The 23765-nt window shown below is 60.3% G+C and carries 22 protein-coding genes and 2 tRNA genes; 18 read left to right on the top strand and 6 right to left on the bottom strand.

Annotation, left to right across the window (positions count from 1 at the left end; genetic code table 11):
- The first annotated feature begins 31 nt into the window (after nucleotides 1–31).
- Both CSING_RS10705 and CSING_RS10700 read left to right on the top strand, forming a co-directional pair.
- Complete coding sequence (locus CSING_RS10705) at nucleotides 32–772, top strand: ABC transporter ATP-binding protein (RefSeq protein ID WP_042532157.1); 741 nt, start codon at nucleotides 32–34, stop codon at nucleotides 770–772.
- 3 nt (nucleotides 773–775) lie between these two features.
- Complete coding sequence (locus tag CSING_RS10700; RefSeq protein ID WP_042532155.1) at nucleotides 776–3322, top strand: ABC transporter permease; 2547 nt, start codon at nucleotides 776–778, stop codon at nucleotides 3320–3322.
- Nucleotides 3323–3338: 16 nt separating this feature from the next.
- Here CSING_RS10700 and CSING_RS10695 read toward each other — a convergent pair whose 3' ends face one another.
- Both CSING_RS10695 and CSING_RS10690 read right to left on the bottom strand, forming a co-directional pair.
- Complete coding sequence (locus CSING_RS10695; protein WP_201773954.1) at nucleotides 3339–3701, bottom strand: FluC/FEX family fluoride channel; 363 nt, start codon at nucleotides 3699–3701, stop codon at nucleotides 3339–3341.
- Entirely contained in the window at nucleotides 3698–4009 is a 312-nt protein-coding gene (locus CSING_RS10690) for a fluoride efflux transporter family protein (protein WP_042532153.1), read from the bottom strand. Before CSING_RS10690 ends, CSING_RS10695 begins: the two co-directional genes overlap by 4 nt.
- Before the next feature lie 79 nt (nucleotides 4010–4088).
- On the opposite strand from CSING_RS10690, the gene pgm reads away from it, so the two are divergent.
- The 7 genes from pgm to CSING_RS10655 all read left to right on the top strand — a co-directional run bounded on the left by pgm (nucleotide 4089) and on the right by CSING_RS10655 (nucleotide 8543).
- On the top strand, nucleotides 4089–5705 hold the full coding sequence (gene pgm / locus CSING_RS10685; protein WP_042532151.1) for a phosphoglucomutase (alpha-D-glucose-1,6-bisphosphate-dependent): 1617 nt from the start codon (nucleotides 4089–4091) through the stop codon (nucleotides 5703–5705).
- Between the two features lie 23 nt (nucleotides 5706–5728).
- Nucleotides 5729–6190 (top strand): MauE/DoxX family redox-associated membrane protein, encoded by a 462-nt coding sequence (locus tag CSING_RS10680; RefSeq protein WP_042532149.1) that lies wholly within the window; start codon nucleotides 5729–5731, stop codon nucleotides 6188–6190.
- 44 nt (nucleotides 6191–6234) lie between these two features.
- The gene (locus CSING_RS10675) at nucleotides 6235–6702 is read left to right on the top strand and encodes a MauE/DoxX family redox-associated membrane protein (RefSeq protein ID WP_042532147.1); all 468 of its coding nucleotides are present in this window, start codon (nucleotides 6235–6237) and stop codon (nucleotides 6700–6702) included.
- 54 nt (nucleotides 6703–6756) lie between these two features.
- Entirely contained in the window at nucleotides 6757–7509 is a 753-nt protein-coding gene (locus tag CSING_RS10670) for a DsbA family protein (RefSeq protein ID WP_042532145.1), read from the top strand.
- Nucleotides 7510–7602: 93 nt separating this feature from the next.
- A tRNA-Ala gene (locus CSING_RS10665) sits at nucleotides 7603–7675 on the top strand.
- 23 nt (nucleotides 7676–7698) lie between these two features.
- Nucleotides 7699–7771 (top strand) — tRNA-Ala (locus CSING_RS10660).
- A 49-nt stretch (nucleotides 7772–7820) separates the two neighbouring features.
- Nucleotides 7821–8543, top strand: a complete 723-nt coding sequence (locus tag CSING_RS10655) for a fructosamine kinase family protein (protein WP_236683974.1) — start codon at nucleotides 7821–7823, stop codon at nucleotides 8541–8543.
- Between the two features lie 58 nt (nucleotides 8544–8601).
- On the opposite strand, the gene CSING_RS10650 is transcribed toward CSING_RS10655, so the two are convergent.
- Together CSING_RS10650 and nadE are read right to left on the bottom strand one after the other, a co-directional pair.
- Nucleotides 8602–9720: an HNH endonuclease signature motif containing protein gene (locus tag CSING_RS10650; RefSeq protein ID WP_042532141.1), complete on the bottom strand. Its 1119-nt coding sequence runs from the start codon at nucleotides 9718–9720 to the stop codon at nucleotides 8602–8604.
- Nucleotides 9721–9768: 48 nt separating this feature from the next.
- A complete protein-coding gene (gene nadE / locus CSING_RS10645; protein ID WP_042532139.1) occupies nucleotides 9769–10587 on the bottom strand; it encodes an ammonia-dependent NAD(+) synthetase in 819 nt (272 codons plus the stop codon).
- Nucleotides 10588–10614: 27 nt separating this feature from the next.
- Between nadE and CSING_RS10640 the strand changes: the two genes are divergently transcribed.
- The 5 genes from CSING_RS10640 (at nucleotide 10615) to nrdE (ending at nucleotide 15691) form a co-directional block, all read left to right on the top strand.
- A complete protein-coding gene (locus CSING_RS10640) occupies nucleotides 10615–11940 on the top strand; it encodes a sugar porter family MFS transporter (RefSeq protein ID WP_144403139.1) in 1326 nt (441 codons plus the stop codon).
- Nucleotides 11941–12064: 124 nt separating this feature from the next.
- Nucleotides 12065–12187: a type B 50S ribosomal protein L36 gene (ykgO, locus tag CSING_RS10635; RefSeq protein WP_003847162.1), complete on the top strand. Its 123-nt coding sequence runs from the start codon at nucleotides 12065–12067 to the stop codon at nucleotides 12185–12187.
- 590 nt (nucleotides 12188–12777) lie between these two features.
- Complete coding sequence (gene nrdH, locus CSING_RS10630) at nucleotides 12778–13017, top strand: glutaredoxin-like protein NrdH (protein ID WP_042532136.1); 240 nt, start codon at nucleotides 12778–12780, stop codon at nucleotides 13015–13017.
- A gap of 9 nt (nucleotides 13018–13026) precedes the next feature.
- Nucleotides 13027–13452, top strand: a complete 426-nt coding sequence (gene nrdI, locus CSING_RS10625) for a class Ib ribonucleoside-diphosphate reductase assembly flavoprotein NrdI (protein WP_042532134.1) — start codon at nucleotides 13027–13029, stop codon at nucleotides 13450–13452.
- A 76-nt stretch (nucleotides 13453–13528) separates the two neighbouring features.
- Nucleotides 13529–15691 carry a class 1b ribonucleoside-diphosphate reductase subunit alpha gene (gene nrdE / locus CSING_RS10620; RefSeq protein WP_042533426.1) on the top strand — a complete coding sequence of 721 codons (2163 nt, stop codon included), beginning with the start codon at nucleotides 13529–13531 and terminating at the stop codon, nucleotides 15689–15691.
- Here nrdE and CSING_RS10615 read toward each other — a convergent pair.
- On the bottom strand, nucleotides 15688–16341 hold the full coding sequence (locus CSING_RS10615) for a FadR/GntR family transcriptional regulator (protein ID WP_084226240.1): 654 nt from the start codon (nucleotides 16339–16341) through the stop codon (nucleotides 15688–15690). The genes nrdE and CSING_RS10615 overlap by 4 nt on opposite strands.
- Nucleotides 16342–16572: 231 nt before the next feature.
- On the opposite strand from CSING_RS10615, the gene nrdF reads away from it, so the two are divergent.
- The 4 genes from nrdF to CSING_RS10595 all read left to right on the top strand — a co-directional run bounded on the left by nrdF (nucleotide 16573) and on the right by CSING_RS10595 (nucleotide 21761).
- Nucleotides 16573–17562 (top strand): class 1b ribonucleoside-diphosphate reductase subunit beta, encoded by a 990-nt coding sequence (gene nrdF, locus CSING_RS10610; RefSeq protein ID WP_042532130.1) that lies wholly within the window; start codon nucleotides 16573–16575, stop codon nucleotides 17560–17562.
- A gap of 398 nt (nucleotides 17563–17960) precedes the next feature.
- On the top strand, nucleotides 17961–19652 hold the full coding sequence (gene ctaD / locus CSING_RS10605; protein ID WP_042532128.1) for an aa3-type cytochrome oxidase subunit I: 1692 nt from the start codon (nucleotides 17961–17963) through the stop codon (nucleotides 19650–19652).
- 185 nt (nucleotides 19653–19837) lie between these two features.
- Nucleotides 19838–21043: a phosphoserine phosphatase SerB gene (serB, locus tag CSING_RS10600; protein WP_042532126.1), complete on the top strand. Its 1206-nt coding sequence runs from the start codon at nucleotides 19838–19840 to the stop codon at nucleotides 21041–21043.
- A complete protein-coding gene (locus CSING_RS10595; protein WP_042532124.1) occupies nucleotides 21036–21761 on the top strand; it encodes an aminoacyl-tRNA hydrolase in 726 nt (241 codons plus the stop codon). The genes serB and CSING_RS10595 overlap by 8 nt, the downstream gene beginning before the upstream one ends.
- Here the strand turns inward: CSING_RS10595 and CSING_RS10590 are convergent, their stop codons facing one another.
- Complete coding sequence (locus tag CSING_RS10590; protein ID WP_042532122.1) at nucleotides 21762–23729, bottom strand: ATP-dependent DNA helicase; 1968 nt, start codon at nucleotides 23727–23729, stop codon at nucleotides 21762–21764.
- Between the last annotated feature and the right edge of the window lie 36 nt (nucleotides 23730–23765).

The raw sequence follows: 23765 nt of genomic DNA, 5'->3' as shown, positions 1-23765 counted from the left end.
TACTTTCCCCATCTATAAGGAGAACACGTCCATGACCACCCCAACGATGACTGCTGCGGCCCGCGCCGTTGACCTGTTTAAGCAATACGGGCAGGGAGACACCGCAGTTACCGCGTTGGACCACGTCAACGTTGAGTTTGCGCGCAACGCCTTCACCGCCATCATGGGCCCGTCTGGTTCCGGTAAGTCCACTCTCATGCACACCATGGCGGGTCTGGACTCCGCGACGTCCGGCTCGGCTTTCATCGGTGACACCGACATGTCCCAGCTCAGCGATAAGGACATCACCGCACTGCGTCGCGACCGCCTCGGCTTCATTTTCCAGTCCTTCAACCTCGTGCCTACGTTGACCGCGGCAGAAAACATCACCCTGCCGACCGACATTGCGGGCAAGAAAGTTGACAAGGAGTGGTTCGATGAGGTCACCACGCGCCTTGGTTTGGCCAAGCGCCTGGAGCACCGCCCGGCGGAGCTCTCCGGTGGTCAGCAGCAACGTGTGGCCTGCGCCCGCGCGTTGGTGTCGCGCCCGGAAATCATCTTCGGTGATGAGCCCACCGGCAACCTCGACTCCAACTCTTCCGCCGAGGTGCTGGACATTCTGCGCACCGCCGTCGATAAGGACGGCCAGACCGTCGTCATCGTCACCCACGATGCCAAGGCCGCGTCGTATGCCGATCGCGTGGTGTTCTTGGCCGATGGCCGCCTCGTCAACGAACTACACAACCCGACTATGGAGTCCATCCACGCTGTGATGGCAGAAATCGAGGGCTAAAGCATGGCCACGAAGAACTCCATGCGCACGGTATCCGTGCGCAACATTCTGGCGCACAAGCTGCGCCTTGCCCTGACGCTGTTGGCAGTGGTGCTGGGTACCGCGTTCATTTCCGGTTCCTTCATGTTCACCAACGCGTTGTCCAATACCTTCGACTCCGCCGTGGACACCGCCTTTACCGGCGTGGATGCCGCGGTCAGCCAAAAGGAGGGCGGACCGGTTCTGGATAGCAAGATGCGAGAGGACATCGCACACGATCCGGAGGTCCGCGCAGTTAACGTGCAGAGCAGCCAGACCGTCGTTGTTGCCAACAAGGACGCCGAGGCTTTTCAGACCGGAGGCGGCACCTCGAGCGTGCAGCCGTATTATTCCGCGGATCAGTCTGTAGGCGAGCCCGCCGAGCTTGTCGACGGCTCCGAGCCCCACGGCACCGGTGAAGTCGTCATCAATGATTCCGCCGCCGAGAAGTTCGGTATCACTATCGGTGACACTATTCTCGTCGTCCACCCAGACCAGCGCGATGAGGTGAAGGTCGTCGGTGTGGTCAAGCCCGCTGTGGATCAAGGGGCCAGCCTGACACTGCACATGGACCACGAAGGATTCACCGAACGCTACGGTGATTCCTCCCAGCTTAAGGTCGCCGCCGCTGAGGGAGTGAGCGCCGAGGAACTCGTGGATCACCTCAATGAGACTTTCGACGTGGATGCGGAGGCCGGCGAAGAATTGGCCAAGGAAATCTCTGACCAGATTTCCTCTGCGCTGAAGTTCGTCAACTACTTCCTCATCGCCTTCGGCCTTATTGCGCTGCTCGTGGGCACGTTCATCATTGCGAATACGTTCTCTATGATCGTCGCCCAGCGCACGAAGGAATTTGCGCTGCTGCGCGCACTGGGCGCCTCCCGCGGCCAGATCACGCGTTCGGTCGTCACTGAGGCCATCATCGTGGGCATCGTGGGCTCTGCGGTCGGCGTTGTCGCTGGTGTGGGGCTTGTCGCGGCGATTAAGGCGGTGTTCACCGCGCAAGGTATGCCGATGGGTGGCGGCTTGGGCTTGAGCCTGAGTGCTGTCATCGTGCCGCTGATTCTGGGCACGGTAGTCACCGTAATTTCGGCATGGGCGCCGGCGCGTCGTGCAGGTGCCGTTGAACCTGTTGAAGCCATGCGCACCACTGAGTCCGCTGCGGGTTCCTCCTTGCTCGTGCGTACGGTTCTGGGTGCGCTGTTGCTCGTTGCCGGCATTGCCTTCGCGGTGTTGGGCGTGCTTATCGACGCCAAGACGGGCCTTCGCGCCGCCCTCGTCGGCCTCGGTTCCTTGAACCTTATTGTTGGTTTCTTCCTTGCTGGTCCGGCAATCTCCCTGCCGATCGTGCCCTCGATTGGGCGCGTCGTGGGCGCACCCTTCGGCGCCGTGGGCAAGTTGGCGGCGACGAACTCTGCGCGTAACCCGCGGCGCACCGCGGCAACCGCTTTTGCTCTCATGCTCGGCGTGGCGCTGGTGACGGCCATCGGCATGCTGGGCGCGACGATGAAGGCTTCCGTATCTGATGTCATCGACGAGGATGTGCGCGCCGACTTCCTGTTGACCGGCCCGACGACGGGCAATTTCCCCACGCCTAATGAAACCGTCGATCGCGCCCGCGATACTGAGGGCGCGGGCCAGGTCGTGGCACTGAGTTCCGCACCTATCATGGTGGATGGCCAAGCCTCAATGAACTATGGCCCGCAGGTGGCTTTCAGCCAGGTTATCGGTAGCAACGCCGACGACATCCTCAACCTCACCGTGGCGGAGGGCTCGCTGAAGCTGGGGGATGAATCCGGATTCATCGCCGATACTGATCTTGCAGCCGAGCAGGGATGGCAGGTGGGCCAGAGCTATGAGCTCACCGGCATGGACCCGAACCGTACCGCACAGGTGACACTCATCGGTACCTATGAGCCGTTCCAAATGCTTCCGCGCCTGGCTGTATCCGAATCCGCGGCAACCGAGGTGATCAACCCCGAGGGCCTCGACACGATGATGGTGGCGGTCAATGCCGCCGAGGGCTTCGACAAGGAGAAGCTGCGCTCCAACCTGGAGGAGTCCGTCAAGGACCTCGTCGTGGTGCAGGTGCGCACTGGTGAGGAGTATGCGGGCGAGGCAGCCGGCATGATCGATCAGATGCTCACCATTCTCTATGCGCTGCTGGCGCTGGCGGTGATCATCGCCATCTTGGGCATCGTCAACACCTTGACCTTGGGGGTTATTGAGCGCCGCCAGGAGATCGGCATGTTGCGTGCGGTGGGTACGCAACGCCGCCAGATTCGCACGATGATCACGGTGGAATCGGTGCAGATCGCCCTCTTCGGTGCCATCATGGGCATGCTCCTCGGCCTTGGCCTGGGCTGGGCATTTATCTCCGTCCTGGCAGATGACGGCCTAGACTCCGCCACGGTCCCATGGCCGATGCTCATCATCATGCTTGTCGGTTCGGCCTTCGTGGGCGTGCTCGCCGCCATCTGGCCGGCGCAGCGCGCGGCGAAAACCCCGCCTCTCGACGCCATCGCGGATTAAAGGCCGGGTACCCCGGCTAGGCCAGGAGGGAGCCTACCCAGGCTCCGCGCCAGGCCACCACGATGCCGAGGCCAACCGTCCAGAAGAGGTAACGAGCCAGGCGCCACCAGCGCTTGGCTTTTATCATTTCTCCGAGTTCCTTGGCCAGCGTGGACCAAGTTGATAAGCCGCCTGCTAATCCTGCCGCCAGCAGTGGGAGTAGATACTCAGGGGCTTGTGTATGCGCGGCATAGCCATAGGCCACGCCAGCGACCGCCGCGCCCGTAATATTTGCCGCAAACGTGCACGTGGGGGAAGGCAAAATGCGGGTCAGGGCGAAACGCCCGCAACCGCCCAGAAAACCACCAACAAGCACGGCGAGGGCAGAGATGATGATCATGCGGGCCTCCGGGAGACGTCGCCAAGCAGGTAGGCCCCCGTACAACCCACCACGGTGGCCAGCACGTACGCGCCCGCCTGTGCCGGGTCGAACCCAGAGGTGAGGAAGGCAAACGTGGCAAAACTGGTGAAACCACCGAGAACACCCGTGCCCCAAAAAGCCGACGGCTTGGTGTAGCCCATAACGGCGCTGCCCACGAGGTTGATGACAAGCAGCGGCAGTGCACCACCGCCGAGGATAGTGGAGAGGGCGAAACGAGCCAGCGCCCCGAGCGCCGCCCCGCAGCCCACAAGAATGGTTTGTGGCATGCGCACCATCCTAATTGGGATGCGAAACCTCTGCGAAGAAGGCAAGCTAAAGGTATATCCACGTCTCAAGGAGGAAACAATGGCACACGAGCGCGCCGGCCAACTAGCCCAGCCTTCCGATCTCATCGACATCGCGGAGCTGGTCACCGCCTACTACACCCGCACCCCCGACGCTGACAATCCCGACCAGCAGGTAGCCTTCGGCACCTCCGGCCACCGTGGCTCCGCTCTGGACACCGCGTTCAACGAGGCCCACATCCTGGCCATTACCCAGGCCATCGTGGACTACCGCACTGACCAGGGCACGACCGGCGCCATCTTCATCGGCCGTGATACTCATGCCCTGTCGGAGCCCGCTATGGTCTCCGCCCTCGAGGTCCTTCTGGCCAATGAGGTGGAGGTTCGCGTCGATGACCGCGGCCGCTACACCCCGACCCCGGCTGTCTCCCACGCCATCCTCACCAACCCGGGCACCGACGGCATCGTTATCACCCCGTCCCACAACCCACCGCGCGATGGTGGCTTCAAGTACAACCCACCCACGGGTGGTCCGGCTGACACCGATGCCACCGACTGGATTGCTGCCAAGGCCAACGAGTATCTGCGCGCCGGGCTGGAAGGCGTGAAGCGCGTGCCGGTATCGGGTGTGCTTGATGAACGCTGCGTGAAGCACAACTACCTGGACACTTACGTGGCGGACCTCGAGAACGTCGTGGACATGAAGGCCATAAAGGAGGCCGGCGTGCGCATCGGCGCGGACCCGATGGGTGGCGCGTCCGTGGACTACTGGGCGGCGATTGCGGAGCACTACGGGCTCGCCATGACCGTGGTGAACCCGGAGGTGGACGGCACTTTCCGCTTTATGACGCTGGATACTGATGGCAAGATCCGCATGGACTGCTCCTCGCCGAACGCGATGGCGTCGTTGGTGGACAACCGCGCGAAGTACGACCTGGCCACCGGTAATGACGCTGACGCGGACCGCCACGGCATCGTCACCCCGGATGCGGGCCTGATGAACCCGAACCACTACCTGGCGGTTGCCATCGAGTACCTGTTTAGCCACCGCCCGCAGTGGGGTAACGCCGGCGTGGGCAAGACGCTGGTGTCCTCTTCCATGATTGACCGCGTGGTGGCAAACTTGGGCCGCGAGCTCGTCGAGGTTCCGGTGGGCTTCAAGTGGTTTGTGCCGGGGCTTGTCGACGGCTCCCTCGGCTTCGGCGGCGAAGAGTCCGCCGGCGCCTCCTTCCTCCGCTTCGACGGTTCCGTGTGGTCGACGGACAAGGACGGCATCATCCTGGATCTGCTGGCCGCGGAAATCCTGGCCGTGACCGGCACGACCCCGTCCCAGCGCTACGCCGAGCTGGCGGAAGAATATGGCGCGCCGGCCTACGCGCGCACCGATGCCCCCGCCAACCGCGAGCAAAAGGCGATCTTGAAGAAGCTCTCCCCGGACCAGGTCACCGCGACGGAGCTGGCAGGCGAAGAAATCCTGGCCAAGCTCACCGAAGCCCCAGGCAACGGTGCCGCCATTGGTGGCCTCAAGGTGACCACCGAGAACGCTTGGTTTGCCGCCCGTCCATCCGGCACGGAGGACAAGTACAAGATCTACGCCGAGAGCTTCCGTGGCGAAGAACACCTCAAGCAGGTGCAGGAGGAGGCACAAGCGCTGGTGTCACAGGTCCTCGGCTCCTAGGTACGCGTCTATGCTGATGGGCTATGGCTTCTCTTCAGCTCGCGCGCGTGGCGGACATCATCAGCGCACTTGCTCGTTTCGGTATGGCGGCGGTGTGGATCATCGCCGGCGTGCAGAAGCTCAACGCCCAGATGGACATGGCCCAGGCCATTCAGGCTTATGAAATCTTCACGCCAGAATGGTCTGGATACCTGGCTGTGGCGATTGGCCCGCTCGAAGTCATGGGTGGGGTGCTGCTCCTGCTGGGGCTGTTCTTGAGGGAGGCGTCGGCAGTCGGCGCCGTCGTCCTCGTGCTTTTTATGGTCGGTATGGCCCAGGCGTGGGCGCGCGGGCTCGTCATTGATTGCGGATGCTTTGGCTACACTGCCAATAGCGGTTCCCAAGGGATGAACTACATGCTGACACTGCTTCGTGACATCGTGTTCCTTGCCCTCACCATGTGGACCATCCGCCGCCCCTATAGGCGGTTCGCTATTTATTCATAGTTAGGAATTAAAAGTACTGGTAGTTGGTTTGCTAGAGTGAATTCGTGGCACAAAAGAAGATAAGCGTGGCGCTGGTGCTCGACATCATCAGCGCGTTCGCGCGGTTTTACATGGCCTACGTCTGGATTAAGGCTGGCCTGTCAAAGTTTTCCGACCAGCTCGCGGTGACGCAGAGCATCGAGGCTTACGAGATCTTTACGCCGGAATGGTCGCACTACCTGTCGTATCTCATCGGGCCCCTCGAGGTATGCGGCGGATTGCTGCTGCTTCTCGGATTGTTCCTTCGCCCCGCGGCGTGGGTAGGCCAGGTCGTACTGACACTGTTCATGATTGGTATCGCCCAAGCTTGGTTACGTGGGCTGGGTATTGATTGTGGTTGCTTTGCTCCAAATCCCAATGACGATGCGCAAGTGATGAACTACATGATGACACTGTTGCGCGATCTCTTCTATTCTGTCTTAATGGTGTGGACAATTAAGCGTCCGTTTACCAAATTTGCACTGCATCCCTAGCCACGGTGTGTAGGCTTCCATCTGTTCCAAAAGTCATGAAGGCAAGGTTGTTCAATGAGCACAGTTAAAGACCCCAACTCCAAGGGCAATAGTGGATTCCTTTGGGGCCTCGCTGTTTTGCTGGTGATTGTCGCCGTGGTTATCGGCTACATCGTCTACCAGGGTCGCGGCGCACAGACCGACGCGCTGGGAGACTACGCTGCTGAAGATGTCAGCATGGACATGTCTCTCGCGGATAACGCTGTGACTCTCAAGTCCCCGGACGCGGCAAAGGATGCCGTCGAAGTTGAGCTCTACGAGGATTACTCCTGCCCTCACTGTGGCGACCTGGCGAAGGAAACCGATGGCCAGATGAAGGATGCTATTGATGAAGGCAAGCTCATCGTCCATGTTCGTACCCTGAACTTCATCGACGGAAGCCAGAACGGTCTTGAGAGCATCAAGTCCAACAAGGGACACTCGTCCAAGGCTGCCGCTGCGATGGAGCAGGTGGCAAAGTCTGGTGATGCGACGCTGTACTGGAATATGCGTAAGTACCTCTTGGAGAACCAGTCCAAGGTCTACAACAAGTGGGAGCTGAACGACTTTGCTGATGCGGCGAAAGCACTGGGTGCTGACCAGGACATCGTGAAGTCCATTCAGGAGGCCAAGGTGGGCGAGGGTAATGAGCTGGCCACCGCTAACTACAAGAAGCTTGATGCTGACACAGGCCAGATTTCTTCGCCGCGCATCATCAAGGATGGCAAGGACATTCCTGAGGATAAGAACACCTCCATCATGGAGTGGGTTGACCTCGTCGTCGAGTAATAAATAACGTCTCCCGAACACGCGATTTGGTTCGTTAATTGGGAGGCGATATATTGTTACGAGTTGCAACCGCGGAGGTTGCACCTCGTATGAGGGGCTATGGCGCAGCTGGTAGCGCACCACACTGGCAGTGTGGGGGTCACGGGTTCGAATCCCGTTAGCTCCACTTTTAAAACTAAATATCACTTTGGGGCTATGGCGCAGCTGGTAGCGCACCACACTGGCAGTGTGGGGGTCACGGGTTCGAATCCCGTTAGCTCCACCGTTGGCCGTCTCCTCCGCGGGGGCGGCCTTTTTCTATGCTGGGGTGCATGGATGTGTACACGAAGAAGGTTTCTCGTCCCGACCAAGCCGGTGCGGAGGCCGCGGGCCTGCGGTGGTTGGCGGCCGCGCGTGCAGATGTAGTGGTTGAGGTCGCGGGGGTTACGGAGACAAGCATTAGCACTCGACGAGTGATGGAGTCGCGGCCGAGTCTTAAGGCTGCGCGGTCGTTTGGTGCGGCACTACGCGAGGTCCACGAGGCGGGTGCTCCAGCATTTGGCGCGGCGCCCGAGGGTTGGGAGGGCGCGAATTTCATCGGGCGCGTGGAGCAGCCCTGTCAGCCATGTGAGAGTTGGGGAGAATTCTATGTTGAACAGCGGGTGCTGCCTTTCGTGGAAACGCTGCCGAAGGATCTTCAGGATGTCGTGCGTGTGGCAAGCGACGCGATTCGATCAATGGACTGGGAGGTAGCGCCGGCACGAATCCACGGTGACTTGTGGGCCGGCAATGTGCTCTTTACTGCGGAATCCGCGGTAATGATCGATCCAGCAGCGCATGGTGGGCACCCCTGGACGGATTTGGCCATGCTGGAGTTGTTCGGGGCGCCCCTCTATGAGGAGATCTTGCGTGGCTACGGCGTGCCGAAGGAGTACGAGCGGTGGGTGCCCATGCATCAGCTGCATCCGTTGGCTGTGCACGCGACCACGCACGGTCCTGCGTATTATCGGCCCCTCGGGAAGGCCGCGGAAGCCACAATCGACGCTTTGCGCTGAGTGCACGATCGCCGACGTGCCCGCTGGCGGTGTGGTTGGCGGGTTGTGTTGTGGGTGTTTAGCCCGTACTTGGTGGTGGGTCGGGTGGTGGTTCTTCTGCTGTTTGTTCGGCTCTTGCTTTTTCGGCGGTGAGTCTGGCAACGGCTTGTTGGTATTCGGGTGTGGCGGTGATCGGTAGTCCCCAGGGTGGGATGTAGCCGATGCCTCCGGGGATTCGGAAGACGTAGCCTCGTCCGGTGGGTCTTTCTGGGTCATCGTCGTTGATGCTGTTGTGGTAGGCGCACAGGAAGGTCAGGTTGTTGATGTTGGTGTAGCCGCCGGCTTGCCAGGGGATGATGTGGTGGACGTGGCAGTAGTCGGCGGGTTTGTTGCAGCCGGGTCTGGAGCAGGTTTGGGTTTCAGCTGCTAGGGTGAGGCGTTGTTTCCAGCTGGCACTGCGTTCTGCGCGGTAGGAGTTAATGGGCCCTTCCACGGGGTGGACGATGGTGGCATAGCCGATGGAGGCGAATTGATAGGACAGGAATTCTGCCCCGGTCATGCGCGCACCATTCGTCAGCTGTAACTCAATCTCGTCGCCGTCGCCGTTGATGATGCGATCGAATTCGTCCAATGTCACTACGACTTGGGCGTGGATGGCGGGTTTAGTGCCCACACTGCCGGTGACGATGACGGTGCGTGCAGCCTCGAGGAGGTTGTGTTTGTTGACGGATTCGAGGGTTCCGCGGATATCGGCAATGACGGAGGCGTCATCGGTGATCGTCATGGAGTTCGGTCCGGTGGCCCGGTAGGTAAACCGCACCCCGGGTTTGGGTGTGCGTTTGTTTCTTAGTTCTTTGAGTCTTTTGACTGCGATGTCGCGGATTTTGTGTGCTGGTGTGCCGGCGAGTTTGATGCGGAGGTTCCAGGCGTCGAGGTCTTTTTTGACTTTGGCGGTGTAGGACTCGATGAGTGTGAGGGTGGCTAGGCTGTGTTTCTGGGTTTGGGCGGCGGTGCGGGCTTTGCGTTGTTTGCCGCTAAAGCGGGTGGGGCCGAAGTAGGTGCGGTGCAGGTGGGCTAGTTCTGCGGCGTCACTGGCGTCGGCGCCGAGCGCGCGGAGCTCATCGGGTGAGCTGGATGCATTCTCCACGAGCGCAATCCCCGAATTGCGGTAGTGGAAGTAGGTTTCTAATACCCCCATGACCCGGAAGCCTAAAACAGGTCTAACGACCCCGCAACCGGAACGTGGTTATTGTGGGCCAGGGGGCATGATGCGCTTATGGGCGCCGCGGCGCCAGAGGGTCTCGATGCGCTCGCGGGCGTCGGCAGGAACGGCTTTGCCCTCGAGGTAGTCATCGATGTGGGTATAGGTGACGCCGAGGGCTTCTTCGTCCGAAAGCAGCGGGCGGTCATCCTCAAGGTCCGCAGTGGGGATCTTGGTCCACGTGGATTCAGGCGCACCGAGGTATTCAAGGAGCTGGGCGCCTTGGCGCTTGTTGAGCCCCTCCAAGGGGATGAGATCAGCGGCGCCGTCGCCCCACTTAGTAAAGAAGGCGGTGATGTTCTCTGCAGCGTGGTCGCTGCCAATGACCAAGGCGCCGACCTCGCCGGCTACCGCGTACTGAGCAGCCATGCGCAAGCGAGCTTTGAGGTTGCCGCGATTGAAATCACTAAGCGTAGAGGATTCGAGGGCAGAGGCCACGGCGCCATCGAGGGCTGACGTGGCGTCAGCGATATTGATGGTGAGGCGGTGGTCGGGCTGGATGAAATCGAGGGCCACCTGGGCATCATCCTCATCGGCCTGCACACCGTGAGGAAGACGAATGGCCCAGAAGTGTGTGCCCTCGACGCGGTCGACGGCCAGCTGAGCCAAACGGCCAGCCAGCGTGGAATCCTGGCCGCCGGAAATACCCAAGACATACCCCTTCGCGCCGGTGTCACGAAGGTAATCGGCGAGGAATGTGACGCGGCGCTCAACCTCCTCGGCTGGATCGATCAAGGGCTTAGTGCCCAGGGCTTTTATGATGCTGCGCTGGAGATCAGTGGATTCGTGTGACATGACGACCATGGTAGCCGCCTGCGACAATTGGCACCCGTGAAAAACGATACCTACGTGATGATCGTCGCCGGCGTCGCTGCGCTCGGCGGCCTTCTTTTTGGCTATGACACCGGCGTGATGTCGGGCGCGTTGCTCTTTGTGGGGCCAGAGTTTGGCATGTCTGCCCACGAAGAAGGATTAGTGACCTCAACCTTGCTGGTTGGCGCGGCTGCGGGCGCCCTGGCGGCCGGGCGCGTGGCAGACCGTCTGGGCAGGCGGCGTACGCTCATCGCTGGTGGCCTCATCTTCCTCGGCGGTTCGGTGTGGTGCGCACTGGCGGGGTCGACGGCGGTACTGGCTGTTGCGCGTGCCGTTCTGGGGCTGGCGGTAGGTGCAGTGTCCATCGTCTCACCCATGTACATCTCCGAAATTACCCCGGCGGCAGTACGCGGCCGGATGGTGTCGCTTAATACGCTCATGATCGTGGTGGGCCAACTGTTGGCCTATGGGGTGAACTCGGCCCTGGCAGCAAGCGGCAGCTGGCAATGGATGCTAGGGCTGGCGGCAGTGCCGGGAGCGGCACTGGCCATAGGTATGTTCTTCCTGCCCGACACTCCAGTTTGGCTCGCCGCGCAGGGCCGCCACGACGCTGCCGCTGAGGTGCGCGCACGGGTGGGGGCGACTGCGGAGGGGACGAGGGAGGCGTCGGAAAGCACAGGCGAATGGGCCGCACTCACAGCACACCGATGGATGCGCTGGGCGGTGGGCCTGGCCATGCTCATGGGGCTGACACAGCAGATTACGGGCGTAAATGCGATTGTGTACTTCGCGCCGACGATGATGAACCAGGTGGGCATCTCGACGACAAACGCTGTGTACACGTCCATGGTGATTGGCGCTGTGTCCGTCGTGGCATGCGTGGTGGGCATGCGCGTGGTGGACCGCGTAGGGCGACGCCGGCTGCTGCTGGTGGGGCTGGGCGGCAATGTGGCCGCACTTGTAGTGCTGGCGGTGGTCTATCACTACGCCAAGGAGTCAACTGCGATGGCGATGGTGTCGCTGGCCTGCATGGCGGCCTTCATTGCATGTCAGCAGGCGGCGGTGTCGCCCGCGACCTGGCTGCTGATTTCCGAGATCGTGCCGCCCCAGGTGCGCGGGCTGGGGATGGGAATCGCGGGCCTGGCTCTGTGGATGAGCAACTGGGCTGTGGCGCAGTTTTTCCTGCCAGTCGTGGAGTGGCTAGGAGGTTCACTGGCCTTTGGTGCCTTCGCGGTATTAGGGCTGGTGGCTCTGGGATATACACGAGCGCTGGTGCCGGAAACGATGGGCAAGACGCTAGGGGAGGTCTCCCGGGAACTACAGTCGCGGTACTCTCCTACGTGAGTGTTTTGGTAATGACGCGCTTGTGCGGTAACATTTTTCCTCGTGTCATTGCTGGGCGCTTCGCCCGGCTGTGCTTTGAATCAATCATTCGCATGAAGTTTGCGCATAACGAAAGGAGCGCCCGATGAAGGTTCGCAAGTCGCTTCGGTCGCTGAAGAAGAAGCCGGGCGCCCAGGTTATTCGCCGCCACGGTAAGGTCTTCGTGATCAACAAGAAGGATCCGCGCTTCAAGGCTCGCCAGGGCTAAGAATCGAAGGATTCCCATTCCGCCTCTTCCGCTACGTTCGGGGGAGGCGGATTTTTTATGCTCATTCACCTCGCCACACTAGGGTAAAGGGTCAGAAAGTGTGTCTGGGATCGGGGATTTTTAGGCCCTGACCTCTAAGTTAGCGTCAAATATACGCTTTAAGCGCGTATATCTGAGGTCCAGATGCGAAATGCGCGGTGTGGCAGCCAACCTGTGGTAGCACGCGGTGGTGCGGATGTGGTCAACAGTGACCGTGGGAAACTGTGCGGGGCCGAGCTGCGGCTCGTTTGTGGTGTTTGTCACAAAACGGGTGAACGTCTGGTAAACGCGCAGGAAATACCACCCGTGTAGTTACGGCGGTGGTGATGGTGGTGAGTGTGAGAGGTCAACATGTGGGGGCTAGGGGACTTACATCCTGGGAATATCATCGTTGTAACTACTATATGTAGTGTCAGTTGCGGGGTTTCGGCACAAAGTATAGTGTCGTTGATGTTGCTCAGGCAGCGGCCCTACACCGCGTAGCCAGAGCTAAAAGTCACTCAGCAGAATTCATTAGTCACTCCTCGTGCAGCGTTAAAGGAAACCGTCATATGAGCATCACTCTTTACACCAAGCCCGCGTGCGTTCAGTGCAACGCCACCAAGAAGGCCCTGGACCGTGCAGGTCTCGAATACTCCACCGTGGATATTTCCCTGGATGATGAGGCCCGCGACTACGTCATGGCCCTGGGCTATGTTCAGGCGCCGGTTGTCGAGGCCAATGGTGAGCACTGGTCCGGTTTCCGTCCTGACCGCATTAAGGCTCTGGGCTCCTTGGCGGCGACTGCCTAAAGATTCTCCATGTTGGTCGTGTATTTCTCTTCCGCTACGGAAAATACGCACCGCTTCGTTGAGAAGCTCGGTCTTCCCAGCGTTCGCATTCCCCTCCGCCTGACCGATGAGCCACTCATCGTCAACGAGCCCTACGTTCTGGTCTGCCCGACGTACGGGGGAGGGGCGTCGATAAGCAAGCAGAACACGAGGCCCGTGCCCAAGCAGGTCATCCGTTTCCTCAATAATGAACACAACCGCAGTTTTATTCGTGCGGTCGTGGCTGGAGGAAACAGCAACTTCGGCACTGACTTTGGCAAGGCCGGCGACGTCATCGCCGCCAAGTGTAAGGTGCCTTATGTGTACCGCTTCGAACTTCTTGGTACCGAGGAAGATGTCACAATTTGCCGCGAAGGCCTATTAGCCAACGCAGCAGCCCTGGGTCTCGCAGCCTAGGGCTTCTCCTTATATATTTCGTGTAGATTTTTCGTCTCTCCAATTTCGCCATAGTAAAGAAAGGCACGTGAACGTCGTGACCACGCAACTGGGTAAGACCGTCGCAGAACCTGTGAAGCCTGAAGAGCAGCTGGATTACCACGCGCTGAATGCACTGCTCAACCTGTATGACGAGAACGGTAAAATTCAGTTCGACAAGGACCGTGAGGCCGCGAACCAGTTCTTCCTCCAGCATGTCAACCAGAACACCGTCTACTTCCACGATCTGGAAGAAAAGATGCACTACTTGGTGGAGAACAAGTACTACGAGCCAGAACTGCTCGAGCAGTATGACTTCGAATTCATCAAATCCCTGTTCAAGCGCGCCTACTCGTACAAGTTCCGCTTTAAGTCTTTCCTGGGTGCCTACAAGTACTACACCTCCTACACGCTGAAGACCTTCGATGGCCGCCGCTACCTCGAGCGCTTCGAAGACCGCGTATCGATGACAGCTCTCTTCCTCGCAGATGGCGATACCGAGGTGGCTGAGCACCTCGTGGATGAGATCATGACCGGCCGTTTCCAGCCGGCCACCCCAACCTTCCTCAACGCAGGAAAGGCCCAGCGCGGCGAGCTCGTATCCTGCTTCCTGCTGCGCATCGAAGACAACATGGAGTCCATCGGCCGCTCCATCAACTCCGCCCTGCAGCTGTCTAAGCGCGGCGGTGGCGTGGCGCTCCTGCTGTCCAATATTAGGGAGTCGGGCGCCCCGATTAAGCACATTGAGAACCAGTCTTCCGGCGTTATCCCCGTCATGAAGCTGCTCGAGGATTCCTTCTCCTACGCCAACCAGCTTGGCGCACGCCAGGGAGCAGGCGCGGTCTACCTCAACGCTCACCATCCGGACATCATGAGCTTCCTCGACACCAAGCGTGAAAACGCCGATGAGAAGATCCGTATTAAAACCCTGTCCCTCGGTATCGTCATCCCGGACATCACCTTCGAGCTGGCCCGTAAGAATGACGACATGTACCTGTTCAGCCCGTACGATGTCGAGCGCGTCTATGGCAAGGCTTTCGGTGACATCTCCGTAACTGAGCACTACGAGGAGATGGTGGAAGACCCGCGCATTCGCAAGAAGAAGATCAACGCGCGTCACTTTTTCCAGACCATCGCGGAGCTGCAATTTGAGTCCGGCTACCCGTACATCATGTTCGAGGACACCGTAAACCGCGCGAACCCGGTCAAGACCGGCCGCATCAACATGTCCAACCTGTGCTCCGAGATCCTTCAGGTCAATGCTCCTTCTGAGCTCAACGACGATCTGACCTACAAGACCCTCGGCAGCGACATCTCCTGCAACCTGGGCTCCCTCAACATTGCGACCACCATGGATTCTCCGGACTTTGGTCTGACGGTTGAAACCGCCATCCGTGGTCTGACCGCCGTGGCGGACAAAACCTCCATCAACTCCGTGCCGTCGGTACGCAAGGGCAACGATGATTCCCACGCCATCGGTCTGGGCCAGATGAATCTGCACGGCTACCTTGGCCGCGAGCACATCGAGTACGGTTCCGAGGAAGGCCTAGACTTCACCAACGCCTATTTTGCTGCCGTCCTTTACGCCGCTCTGCGTGCTTCCAACAAGCTGGCCCGCGAACGTGGCGAGTACTTCACCGAGTTCCCGCAGTCCGAATACGCCAGCGGCGAGTTCTTTGACCGCTATGATCCGGCAGACTTCGCTCCGCGCACGGAGAAGGTGAAGGAGCTCTTCGCCACGTCGTCCATCCATACCCCATCAGCGGAGGAGTGGGCGCAGTTGAAGGAGGACGTCGCCAAGCACGGCATCTACAACCGCAACCTGCAGGCCGTGCCGCCGACCGGCTCCATTTCCTACATCAACAACTCCACCTCGTCCATCCACCCAATCGCCTCCAAGATTGAGATTCGCAAGGAAGGCAAGATCGGCCGCGTCTACTACCCGGCGCCGCATATGGACAACGAGAACTTGGAGTACTTCAAGGACTCTTATGAGATCGGCCACGAGAAAATCATCGACACCTACGCCATTGCCACCAAATATGTGGATCAAGGCCTGTCGCTGACTCTGTTCTTCAAGGACACTGCCACCACGCGTGATATTAACCGCGCGCAGATTTATGCATGGCGCAACGGTATTAAGACCCTGTACTACATCCGCCTGCGTCAGATGGCGCTGGAAGGCACCGAGATCGAGGGTTGCGTATCCTGCATGCTCTAGGCCTCTTTCGCACGTGCCGCCGTGAGGATGGCACGTGCGATTTTTTCTGCCTCGACGGCGTCGCTGCGGTGGATAGCCTCCGCTAGATCCAAATGGAGGCGCGCTGTTCCGGCGGTGGGGTTGCGCTTGTGTGAACCAAAAACTGAGCGCCCGCGCACCATGGAGAGAAGGAATGGGCTCAGCGCTGCGAACATTTCGTTTCCTGAGGAGTGCAGAACCATGGTGTGAAAACGCAGGTCCGTGGCTAGTTGCTCACCCACGCGGCGCGCGGGTGTCTCCTCGAAAGAGTGAAGGCGCTGTGCCAACGACAGGATTTCCTCTTTATCTTCAGGGGATCCGTGCTGCGCTGCGAGTGCTGCGGCGGTGGGCTCGATAGCGAGGCGCAGCTCATTGAGGGAGTTGCGCTGTCCATCCCGTGATTTTTCCGAGTTCAATCGCCACGTGATGATGGAGGGATCGTACACGGCCCACTCGCTAATCGGCAGCACGGTAATACCCACGCGCCGTGAGGACGCAACCATGCCGAGTTGCTCGAGTGCGCGCATCGCTTCGCGGGCAACGGTGCGCGAAATGTCGAAACGCAGACAAATATCGTTGAGGGTGAACCGTTCGCCGGCAGGGAGGGTGCCGCTGACGATGTCTGACCCCATGGTGTCCAACACGGCGCTGAGTAGGGGAGTGTGCGACTCTTGTGTGGCTGTCACGATGTCGGAACCTTCCTGCGCGTGGGGAAAATGAACTCGAAACGTATAAAAAATCAGTATAAATTAACCGGCCTGACGTGCATGTTCCGTGGGGAGTTGCGACACTTACCGGAACGGTGGCCGAATGGGTACCATGGCCACAGAACACAGTAGAAGTAGAAAGACGAGGTAACGCGCGTGTCTCAAGAGTATGACGACTACATCGCCAGCCACGAGGCGCCGGTGAAGGCAGTTAACTGGAACACCGTCCCGGATGAGAAGGATTCCGAGGTGTGGGACCGCCTCACTGGTAATTTCTGGCTCCCCGAAAAGGTTCCGGTGTCTAACGATCTCCCCAGTTGGAAGACGCTGACGGAGAAGGAGCAGGAAACCACCATGCGTGTCTTTACCGGCCTGACACTCCTGGACACCATCCAGGGTACGGTGGGCGCGGTGTCGCTGCTTCCCGACGCCACCACGCCACACGAAGAGGCTGTCCTCACCAATATCGCCTTCATGGAGTCTGTGCACGCGAAGTCCTACTCCAACATCTTCATGACGTTGGCGTCCACCCCAATGATTAATGACGCCTTCCGTTGGTCCGAGGAAAACGAGAATCTTCAGCGCAAGGCCAAGATCGTCATGTCCTACTACCGCGGTGGCGATCCACTGAAGAAGAAGGTGGCTTCCACGCTGCTGGAGTCCTTCCTCTTCTACTCCGGCTTCTTCCTGCCGATGCACTTCTCCTCCCGCGCGAAGCTGACGAATACTGCGGACATCATCCGCCTCATCATTCGTGATGAGGCCGTGCATGGTTACTACATCGGCTACAAGTTCCAGCAAGGCTACAAGCAGCTGTCGGAGGAGCGCCAGGAGGAGATGAAGGGCTACGCCTTCGACCTGCTCTACGACCTCTACGAGAATGAGATCGACTACACCGAGGACCTCTACGACGAGCTGGGGTGGACCGAAGACGTGAAGCGCTTCCTGCGTTACAACGCCAACAAGGCACTCAACAACTTGGGCTTCGAGGGACTCTTCCCAGCGGATGAAACCCGCGTTTCCCCGGCCATCCTGTCTTCCCTGTCTCCGAACGCTGACGAGAATCACGACTTCTTCTCCGGTTCTGGTTCTTCCTATGTCATTGGTAAGGCCGAGGAGACCACTGATGAGGACTGGGACTTCTAGGTAACTCCAGTCGCTTCGGGAAGAAACGCCACTTCCGCAACAGGCTGGCATGACACGCACCTCCCGTCAGGATCATCCGAAAGGTTGATTCTTTCAGGGGGTGCGTTTTTCCCGTTTTAGTCAGCGCCTGCCCCCGGTGCTGTGTTCTGGATCACCGGCTGGCGAGGGGGTCGAGAGGGTGTCGGTGCAGGGGCTGCCCGCGTGCAGGCAGTTCGTGGAACTTTCCGGCTCCAAACGGGGTTAGCAAGCTTGGCAGAAGTTAGGGGAGCGCTGGAAATTTATCCGCGAGGTGCCCTAATATAAGGCGAGTAAACCTAGGTGTTTGATCACGTAGTGCGCAACGCGAGTCCTCGCGTGCGCACGTTCGCGATGAAGCACTTGTTCTTCAGGAGGATTTTATGACCGCTGTGGCGCCACGGCTCGACGATTACGTCGCGCCCACACGTCCAGAGCCGACTGGTAACGCAAAGACTGGTTCCAAGGCTTGGACGCTACTGACCACCACCGACCACAAGCAGCTGGGCATCATGTACATGATCATGGCCTTCAGCTTCTTCTTCCTCGGTGGCTTCATGGCACTGCTGCTCCGTGCTGAGCTCTTCACCCCGGGTCTGCAGCTTCTGTCCAACGAGCAGTTCAACCAGCTGTTCACCATGCACGGCACCGTGATGCTGCTGCTCTTCGCAACGCCAGTTGTGTGGGCTTTCGGTAACTACGTGCTGCCCCTGCAGATTGGCGCACCGGATGTGGCCTTCCCGCGACTGAACGCCTTCGGCTTCTGGATTACCCTGACCGGTGGTGTCGTCATGTTGCTCGGTTTCGTCACCCCGGGTGGCGCCGCTGACTTCGGCTGGACCATGTACATGCCGCTGGCTGACTCCGTTCACACCCCGGGCATCGGCGCTGACATGTGGATCGTCGGCGTTGGCGCTACCGGTGTCGGCACCATTGCTTCGGCTGTCAACATGATCACCACCGTGCTCACCCTTCGTGCACCGGGCATGACCATGTTCCGTCTGCCGGTCTTCACCTGGTGTGTCTTCACTGCATCCGTCATCGTGCTGATGATCTTCCCGCTGCTGACCGCAGCCGCCCTGGGTGTTCTGTATGACCGCAAGCTTGGCGGCCACATCTATGACTCCGCGAACGGCGGCGCTATCCTGTGGCAGCACCTGTTCTGGTTCTTCGGCCACCCGGAGGTCTACGTCCTCGCAATCCCGTTCTTCGGCGTTATTTCTGAGGTCATCCCGGTGTTCTCCCGTAAGCCGGTCTTCGGCTACATCGGCCTGGTCTTCGCCGTTCTGGCCATTGGTGCACTCTCCATGGCTGTGTGGGCTCACCACATGTTCGTGACCGGCGCCATCCTGCTGCCGTTCTTCTCCTTCATGACCTTCCTTATTGCGGTTCCGACGGGTGTGAAGTTCTTCAACTGGGTCGGCACCATGTGGAAGGGCCACATCACCTGGGATACCCCGATGATCTTCGCCATGGGCTTCCTGGCAACCTTCCTCTTCGGCGGTATGACCGGTGTCATGCTGGCCTCCCCGGCACTGGACTTCCACCTGGCTGAGTCCTACTTCCTCATTGCCCACTTCCACTACACCCTGTTCGGTACCGTGGTGTTCTCCGCCTTCGCTGGTCTGTACTTCTGGTTCCCGAAGATGACCGGCCGCATGCTGGATGAGCGCCTGGGCAAGATTCACTTCTGGCTGACATTCATCGGCTTCCACGGCACCTTCCTGATTCAGCACTGGGTGGGCAACATGGGTATGCCGCGCCGTTACGCCGACTACTTGGAGTCTGATGGCTTCACGGTCTTCAACCAGATTTCCACCATCTTCTCCTTCGTCCTGGGTGCTTCGGTTATCCCGCTCATCTGGAACGTGTTCAAGTCCTGGCGCTACGGTGAGATCGTCACCGTGGACGATCCGTGGGGCTACGGTAACTCCCTCGAGTGGGCTACCTCCTGCCCGCCGCCGCGCCACAACTTCGTCTCCCTGCCGCGCATCCGCTCCGAGCGTCCGGCCTTCGAGCTGCACTACCCGCACATGGTCAAGCGCATCCGCGAGGAAGCCCACTACGGCCACTAAACTAGCGGGCCTCCCGCGCCGCCCCGGTGCTCTCTGCACCTCGGTAGCGTAGAGAGAAACGCATACTCCTGAAAACGCCGCCTCCCCATCGTTGTGATGGGGAGGCGGCGTTTCTCGTTGAACTGCCTTCTGGCTACGAGCACGACGCATCATAGGTTATCGGTGGCCAACCTGAACGTGCGATAATGGGCAGCGTGGATAACCAGATTGATCACCCCAACCAGACAGCTTTCGCCGTCGTGACAACCTCCGGTCCCGACAAGCCCGGTGTGTCCGCGGCCTTCTTTCGAGTGCTGAGCTCGTACAACGTTGAGCTTGTCGACGTCGAACAGGCCATTTTCTCCGGCCGCATCTCCCTGTCCGCGTATATCCGAGTCGATAACGCACGAATCGAGGCAATGGAGAAGGGGCTGCGCAATACGCTGAGTATCTACGCACAGTCGCTGACCGTGGAGCTGCGCGCCGATGAAGTCACCTCCCGCCCGCGGTCCACTCACGTTGTTGTGGTACTGGGCCGACAGCTCAACGCCAGCCACATCTCCGCCATTGCGCAGGAGCTGGCTAACTTTAACGTCAACATCGATCGTATCCGCGGGCTGTCCACGTACCCTCTCAATGGGTTGGAGCTGTACATCACCATTGACGGTTCCTCGGATCCCGTTCGTGCGGTCCTTGCACGCTTGGCCACCGAGCAGGGCGTAGATATCGCGATCGAGCGCTCTGGTCTGCAACGCCGCTCCAAGCGCCTCATTTGCTTCGATTGCGACTCCACCTTGATCACGGGCGAGGTTATCGAGATGCTTGCCGCTCATGCGGGCAAGGAAGCTGAGGTCGCGGCCGTGACCGAGCGCGCGATGCGCGGCGAGTTGGACTTCGAGGAATCCCTCCGCGAACGAGTGGCTGCGCTGGCTGGGTTGCCGGAGTCGGTCATCGCGCAGACCGCGGCTGATATTGAGCTCACGCCAGGCGTGCGCACCACTATCCGCACCCTCAAGCGAATGGGCTACCGCGTTGCGGTGGTATCCGGTGGCTTTATCCAGGTTCTGGAGGATCTGGCGAAGGAACTCGAACTAGACTACCTGCGCGCTAACACTCTTGAAATTGAGGACGGCAAGCTCACTGGCCGCGTCATTGGTGACGTTGTTGACCGCAAGGCTAAGGAGAACTTTCTCCGCGAGTTCGCCGCCGATTCCGGCCTCAGCATGCGCCAGACGGTCGCGGTTGGCGATGGAGCTAATGACATCGACATGATTTCCGCCGCTGGTCTGGGCATTGCTTTTAACGCTAAGCCGGCGCTGCGGGAGGTCGCCGACGCCGCCGTCAACCACCCCTACATGGATGAGATCCTGCAGATTCTTGGTATCCCCATGGAGGAGGTTGTCGTTGACTAACCTTCGCGAGGCTCACCGCCGCCTTGTCGAGGCCTGTAGCGAGCGTAGCTGGCGCGATGATCCTGAGGACCCGGATAAGCCGGAGACCATTCAGGCGATGCAGATTGCGCTTCACCTGCCAAAGCAGGATCCGCCAAGCCGCACGGAGGTGCTGGAGGCGGCGGGAAGGGCCGTCGTCAAGCTCTGCCTTGATGAGCGCGCCGGCCAGGACGGTGCCTTCGCGGAGGCCCTGGGGCAGTGGTACGGGCACCGGATTCGCAAAGTCGCGCGCCGCGCTCGCAACAAGGCCTGGCGTGACGTGCAGACCCTGCCCGGTGTAACGGTGGATGACCGGGCGCGGGCCTTCGTCCCCTCGGCAGTGTCGGAGGTTGATCCGCTCGTGGCGAAGCTCCAGATTGGGCACACGGATCTGCCGATGGATGAACCAGGGCCCGCGCTTGCCGACGTCCCCCTTATCCTCATCGACGCCTCCCTCAAGATGAGTGCGGGCAAGGCCGCAGCCCAGGTTGGCCATGGATCGATGCTGCTGGCCGCGGCGATGAGCCTGGACGACGTCGAGCAGTGGGCTCAGCGCGATTTCCCTTTGTCCGTGCGTGAGGTGAGCTCGGAGGACTTTGCCGAAGCCTGTAGCCGCGAGGGTGCTGTTGTTGTGCGCGACGCCGGCTTTACCGAGGTTGCCCCAGATTCGGCCACGGTGTGTGCACTGCGCCAGCCTTAACTAGCGGGACTCGACAAGCCGCTTGAGCGCGCCCTGCACGATCTCCGGATCAGTGGTGCGCCACATCTGCGGCATAGAATCGCGCAGGTAGGAGCCGTAGCGTTTGGTTTCCAAGCGGTTGTCTAGAACTGCTACCACGCCGCGGTCATCAACTGAACGCAGCAGACGTCCCGCGCCCTGCGCCATGAGGAGGGCCGCATGCGTGGCGGAAACCTCCATGAACCCGTTGCGTCCGGCCGCCTTCGCCGCCTCGGTGCGAGCCTGCATGAGCGGATTGTCCGGGCGGGGGAAAGGGATGCGGTCAATGAGAACCAGGGAGCAGGAGGGGCCGGGCACGTCGACGCCCTGCCATAAACTTAACGTGCCGAAGAGACACGAGTTCTCGTTCTTCGTGAACTTGTCCACCAAGGCGCCGATGGAATCCTCGCCTTGAAGAAAGATGTCGAAGGGAATCCGCGGCTTGAGCGCCTCCGCCGCCTGCTGGGCAGCGCGGCGCGAGGAAAAGAGACCCAACGTGCGGCCGCCGGCAGCCATGATGAGCTCGCGGATCTCCTCGAGAGTTTCCGGGGATAGACCATCGCGGCCCGGCTGTGGCAGGTGGCTCGCGGTATAGAGGATGCCGCTGCGGGCGGGATTAAAGGGGTAGCCCACATCGAGGGAATCCCACGTTCCCTTCGGCAGCCCCCACTGCGCTGCCATGGCATCAAAGCGCCCGCCCAAAGCCAGGGTGGCTGAGGTTAGTACTACGGTCTGCTCGCCAAAGAGCTTCTCATGGAGCATGCCCGCGATGGACAGCGGAGCGACGGCGAGGGTATCGGTGAGCGTGCGCTCATCGCGCTCCAGCCACACCACGTCGGCGTGGGCAGCTGGGTCCCCGGTGGCGAAGACATCAAGTATGCGGGCAATGGCCTCGACGAGGGTGCTCAAGTGATTGGCTAGGTTTTGGCGCTCAGCAAACTTTTCCGGATCGGAGGTTTGCTCGCCTTCCGGGGTACGGGCAATAGTGTCGCGGCAGGAGGACAACGTGTCCGCCAAGGCCATGAGCTGCTGCTTGGCGTTCTCCGGAAGGTCTGTCCAGCGCCCAGGGAGGAATTCACCGAGCAGTTGGGTGAGCTCAGCGGCCTGTTCAGTGAGGCGCTGGTCCTTCCCATTGGCACCCAGCGATTTGGCGCGGGTAGCGGCCATCTTGAGCGCACGGCCTGTGATTTCTGCAGTGGAGACCGACGTGATGCGGCCATCGAGCTCATGCGCCTCGTCGATGATGACGACGTCATGCTCAGGCAGGATGTTCACGTCTGCGACGGCGTCGATAGCCAGAAGGGCGTGGTTGGTCACGACAACGTCGACATCGGCAGCCCGGCGCCGCGCCAGTTCCGCGAAGCAGTCTTCGCCGTGGGGGCAGCGCGTCGCGCCCAAGCACTCGGCGGAGGTCACTGAGACTTGGCGCCACGCCAAGTCCGGCACGCCCGGTTCGAGATCCTCGCGGTCACCAGTTTCGGTGTCTTCGGCCCACTCGTAGACGCGCTGGACGTGGCGGCCGAGGGCGGAGGGGGAGTCGGCGTCGAGCAAGGTGTCCTCACTCTCCAACTCGGAGGCGCGAGATACCTTGTTGAGGCAGACGTAGTTGGAGCGGCCCTTCATGATGGCGAAGGTAGGTTTCTTCGCCAGATGCGGTTCGAGGGCCTCGGCTAGGCGCGGAAGATCGCGTTCCACGAGCTGACGCTGCAGGGCCAGCGTTGCGGTGGAGACGATGACGGTGCTGCCGGTTTCCTGCGCATGGCGGAAGGCGGGAACCAGGTAAGCCAAGGACTTACCTGTACCGGTACCTGCCTGCACCGCGAGGTGGCGCTCCTTCTCCAACGCGGAGGCCACCGCAGTGGCCATACGCACTTGGCCCTCGCGGCGCGCACCACCTAGGGCGGCGACGGCGGCGTCGAGAAGTTCAACCGTTGCTGAGTGCTCGTCCATTTGCCCCAGTGTAGTGCTACTCGCACGCCATGCTGC

The sequence above is a fragment of the Corynebacterium singulare genome (genome assembly GCF_000833575.1).
Classification (GTDB): domain Bacteria; phylum Actinomycetota; class Actinomycetes; order Mycobacteriales; family Mycobacteriaceae; genus Corynebacterium; species Corynebacterium singulare.
This window is presented reverse-complemented; position numbering and strand designations above follow the sequence as displayed.

Excerpts from the sequence above, each read along its gene's own strand:
- CSING_RS10705 (WP_042532157.1), top strand. The coding sequence starts at position 32 with ATGACCACCCCAACGATGACTGCTGCGGCCCGCGCCGTTGACCTGTTT.
- CSING_RS10700 (WP_042532155.1), top strand. The coding sequence starts at position 776 with ATGGCCACGAAGAACTCCATGCGCACGGTATCCGTGCGCAACATTCTG.
- CSING_RS10695 (WP_201773954.1), bottom strand. The coding sequence starts at position 3,701 with ATGATCATCATCTCTGCCCTCGCCGTGCTTGTTGGTGGTTTTCTGGGC.
- CSING_RS10690 (WP_042532153.1), bottom strand. The coding sequence starts at position 4,009 with ATGCCACAAACCATTCTTGTGGGCTGCGGGGCGGCGCTCGGGGCGCTG.
- pgm (WP_042532151.1), top strand. The coding sequence starts at position 4,089 with ATGGCACACGAGCGCGCCGGCCAACTAGCCCAGCCTTCCGATCTCATC.
- CSING_RS10680 (WP_042532149.1), top strand. The coding sequence starts at position 5,729 with ATGGCTTCTCTTCAGCTCGCGCGCGTGGCGGACATCATCAGCGCACTT.
- CSING_RS10670 (WP_042532145.1), top strand. The coding sequence starts at position 6,757 with ATGAGCACAGTTAAAGACCCCAACTCCAAGGGCAATAGTGGATTCCTT.
- CSING_RS10655 (WP_236683974.1), top strand. The coding sequence starts at position 7,821 with ATGGATGTGTACACGAAGAAGGTTTCTCGTCCCGACCAAGCCGGTGCG.
- CSING_RS10650 (WP_042532141.1), bottom strand. The coding sequence starts at position 9,720 with ATGGGGGTATTAGAAACCTACTTCCACTACCGCAATTCGGGGATTGCG.
- nadE (WP_042532139.1), bottom strand. The coding sequence starts at position 10,587 with ATGGTCGTCATGTCACACGAATCCACTGATCTCCAGCGCAGCATCATA.
- ykgO (WP_003847162.1), top strand. The coding sequence starts at position 12,065 with ATGAAGGTTCGCAAGTCGCTTCGGTCGCTGAAGAAGAAGCCGGGCGCC.
- nrdH (WP_042532136.1), top strand. The coding sequence starts at position 12,778 with ATGAGCATCACTCTTTACACCAAGCCCGCGTGCGTTCAGTGCAACGCC.
- nrdI (WP_042532134.1), top strand. The coding sequence starts at position 13,027 with ATGTTGGTCGTGTATTTCTCTTCCGCTACGGAAAATACGCACCGCTTC.
- CSING_RS10615 (WP_084226240.1), bottom strand. The coding sequence starts at position 16,341 with ATGGGGTCAGACATCGTCAGCGGCACCCTCCCTGCCGGCGAACGGTTC.
- ctaD (WP_042532128.1), top strand. The coding sequence starts at position 17,961 with ATGACCGCTGTGGCGCCACGGCTCGACGATTACGTCGCGCCCACACGT.
- serB (WP_042532126.1), top strand. The coding sequence starts at position 19,838 with ATGGGCAGCGTGGATAACCAGATTGATCACCCCAACCAGACAGCTTTC.
- CSING_RS10590 (WP_042532122.1), bottom strand. The coding sequence starts at position 23,729 with ATGGACGAGCACTCAGCAACGGTTGAACTTCTCGACGCCGCCGTCGCC.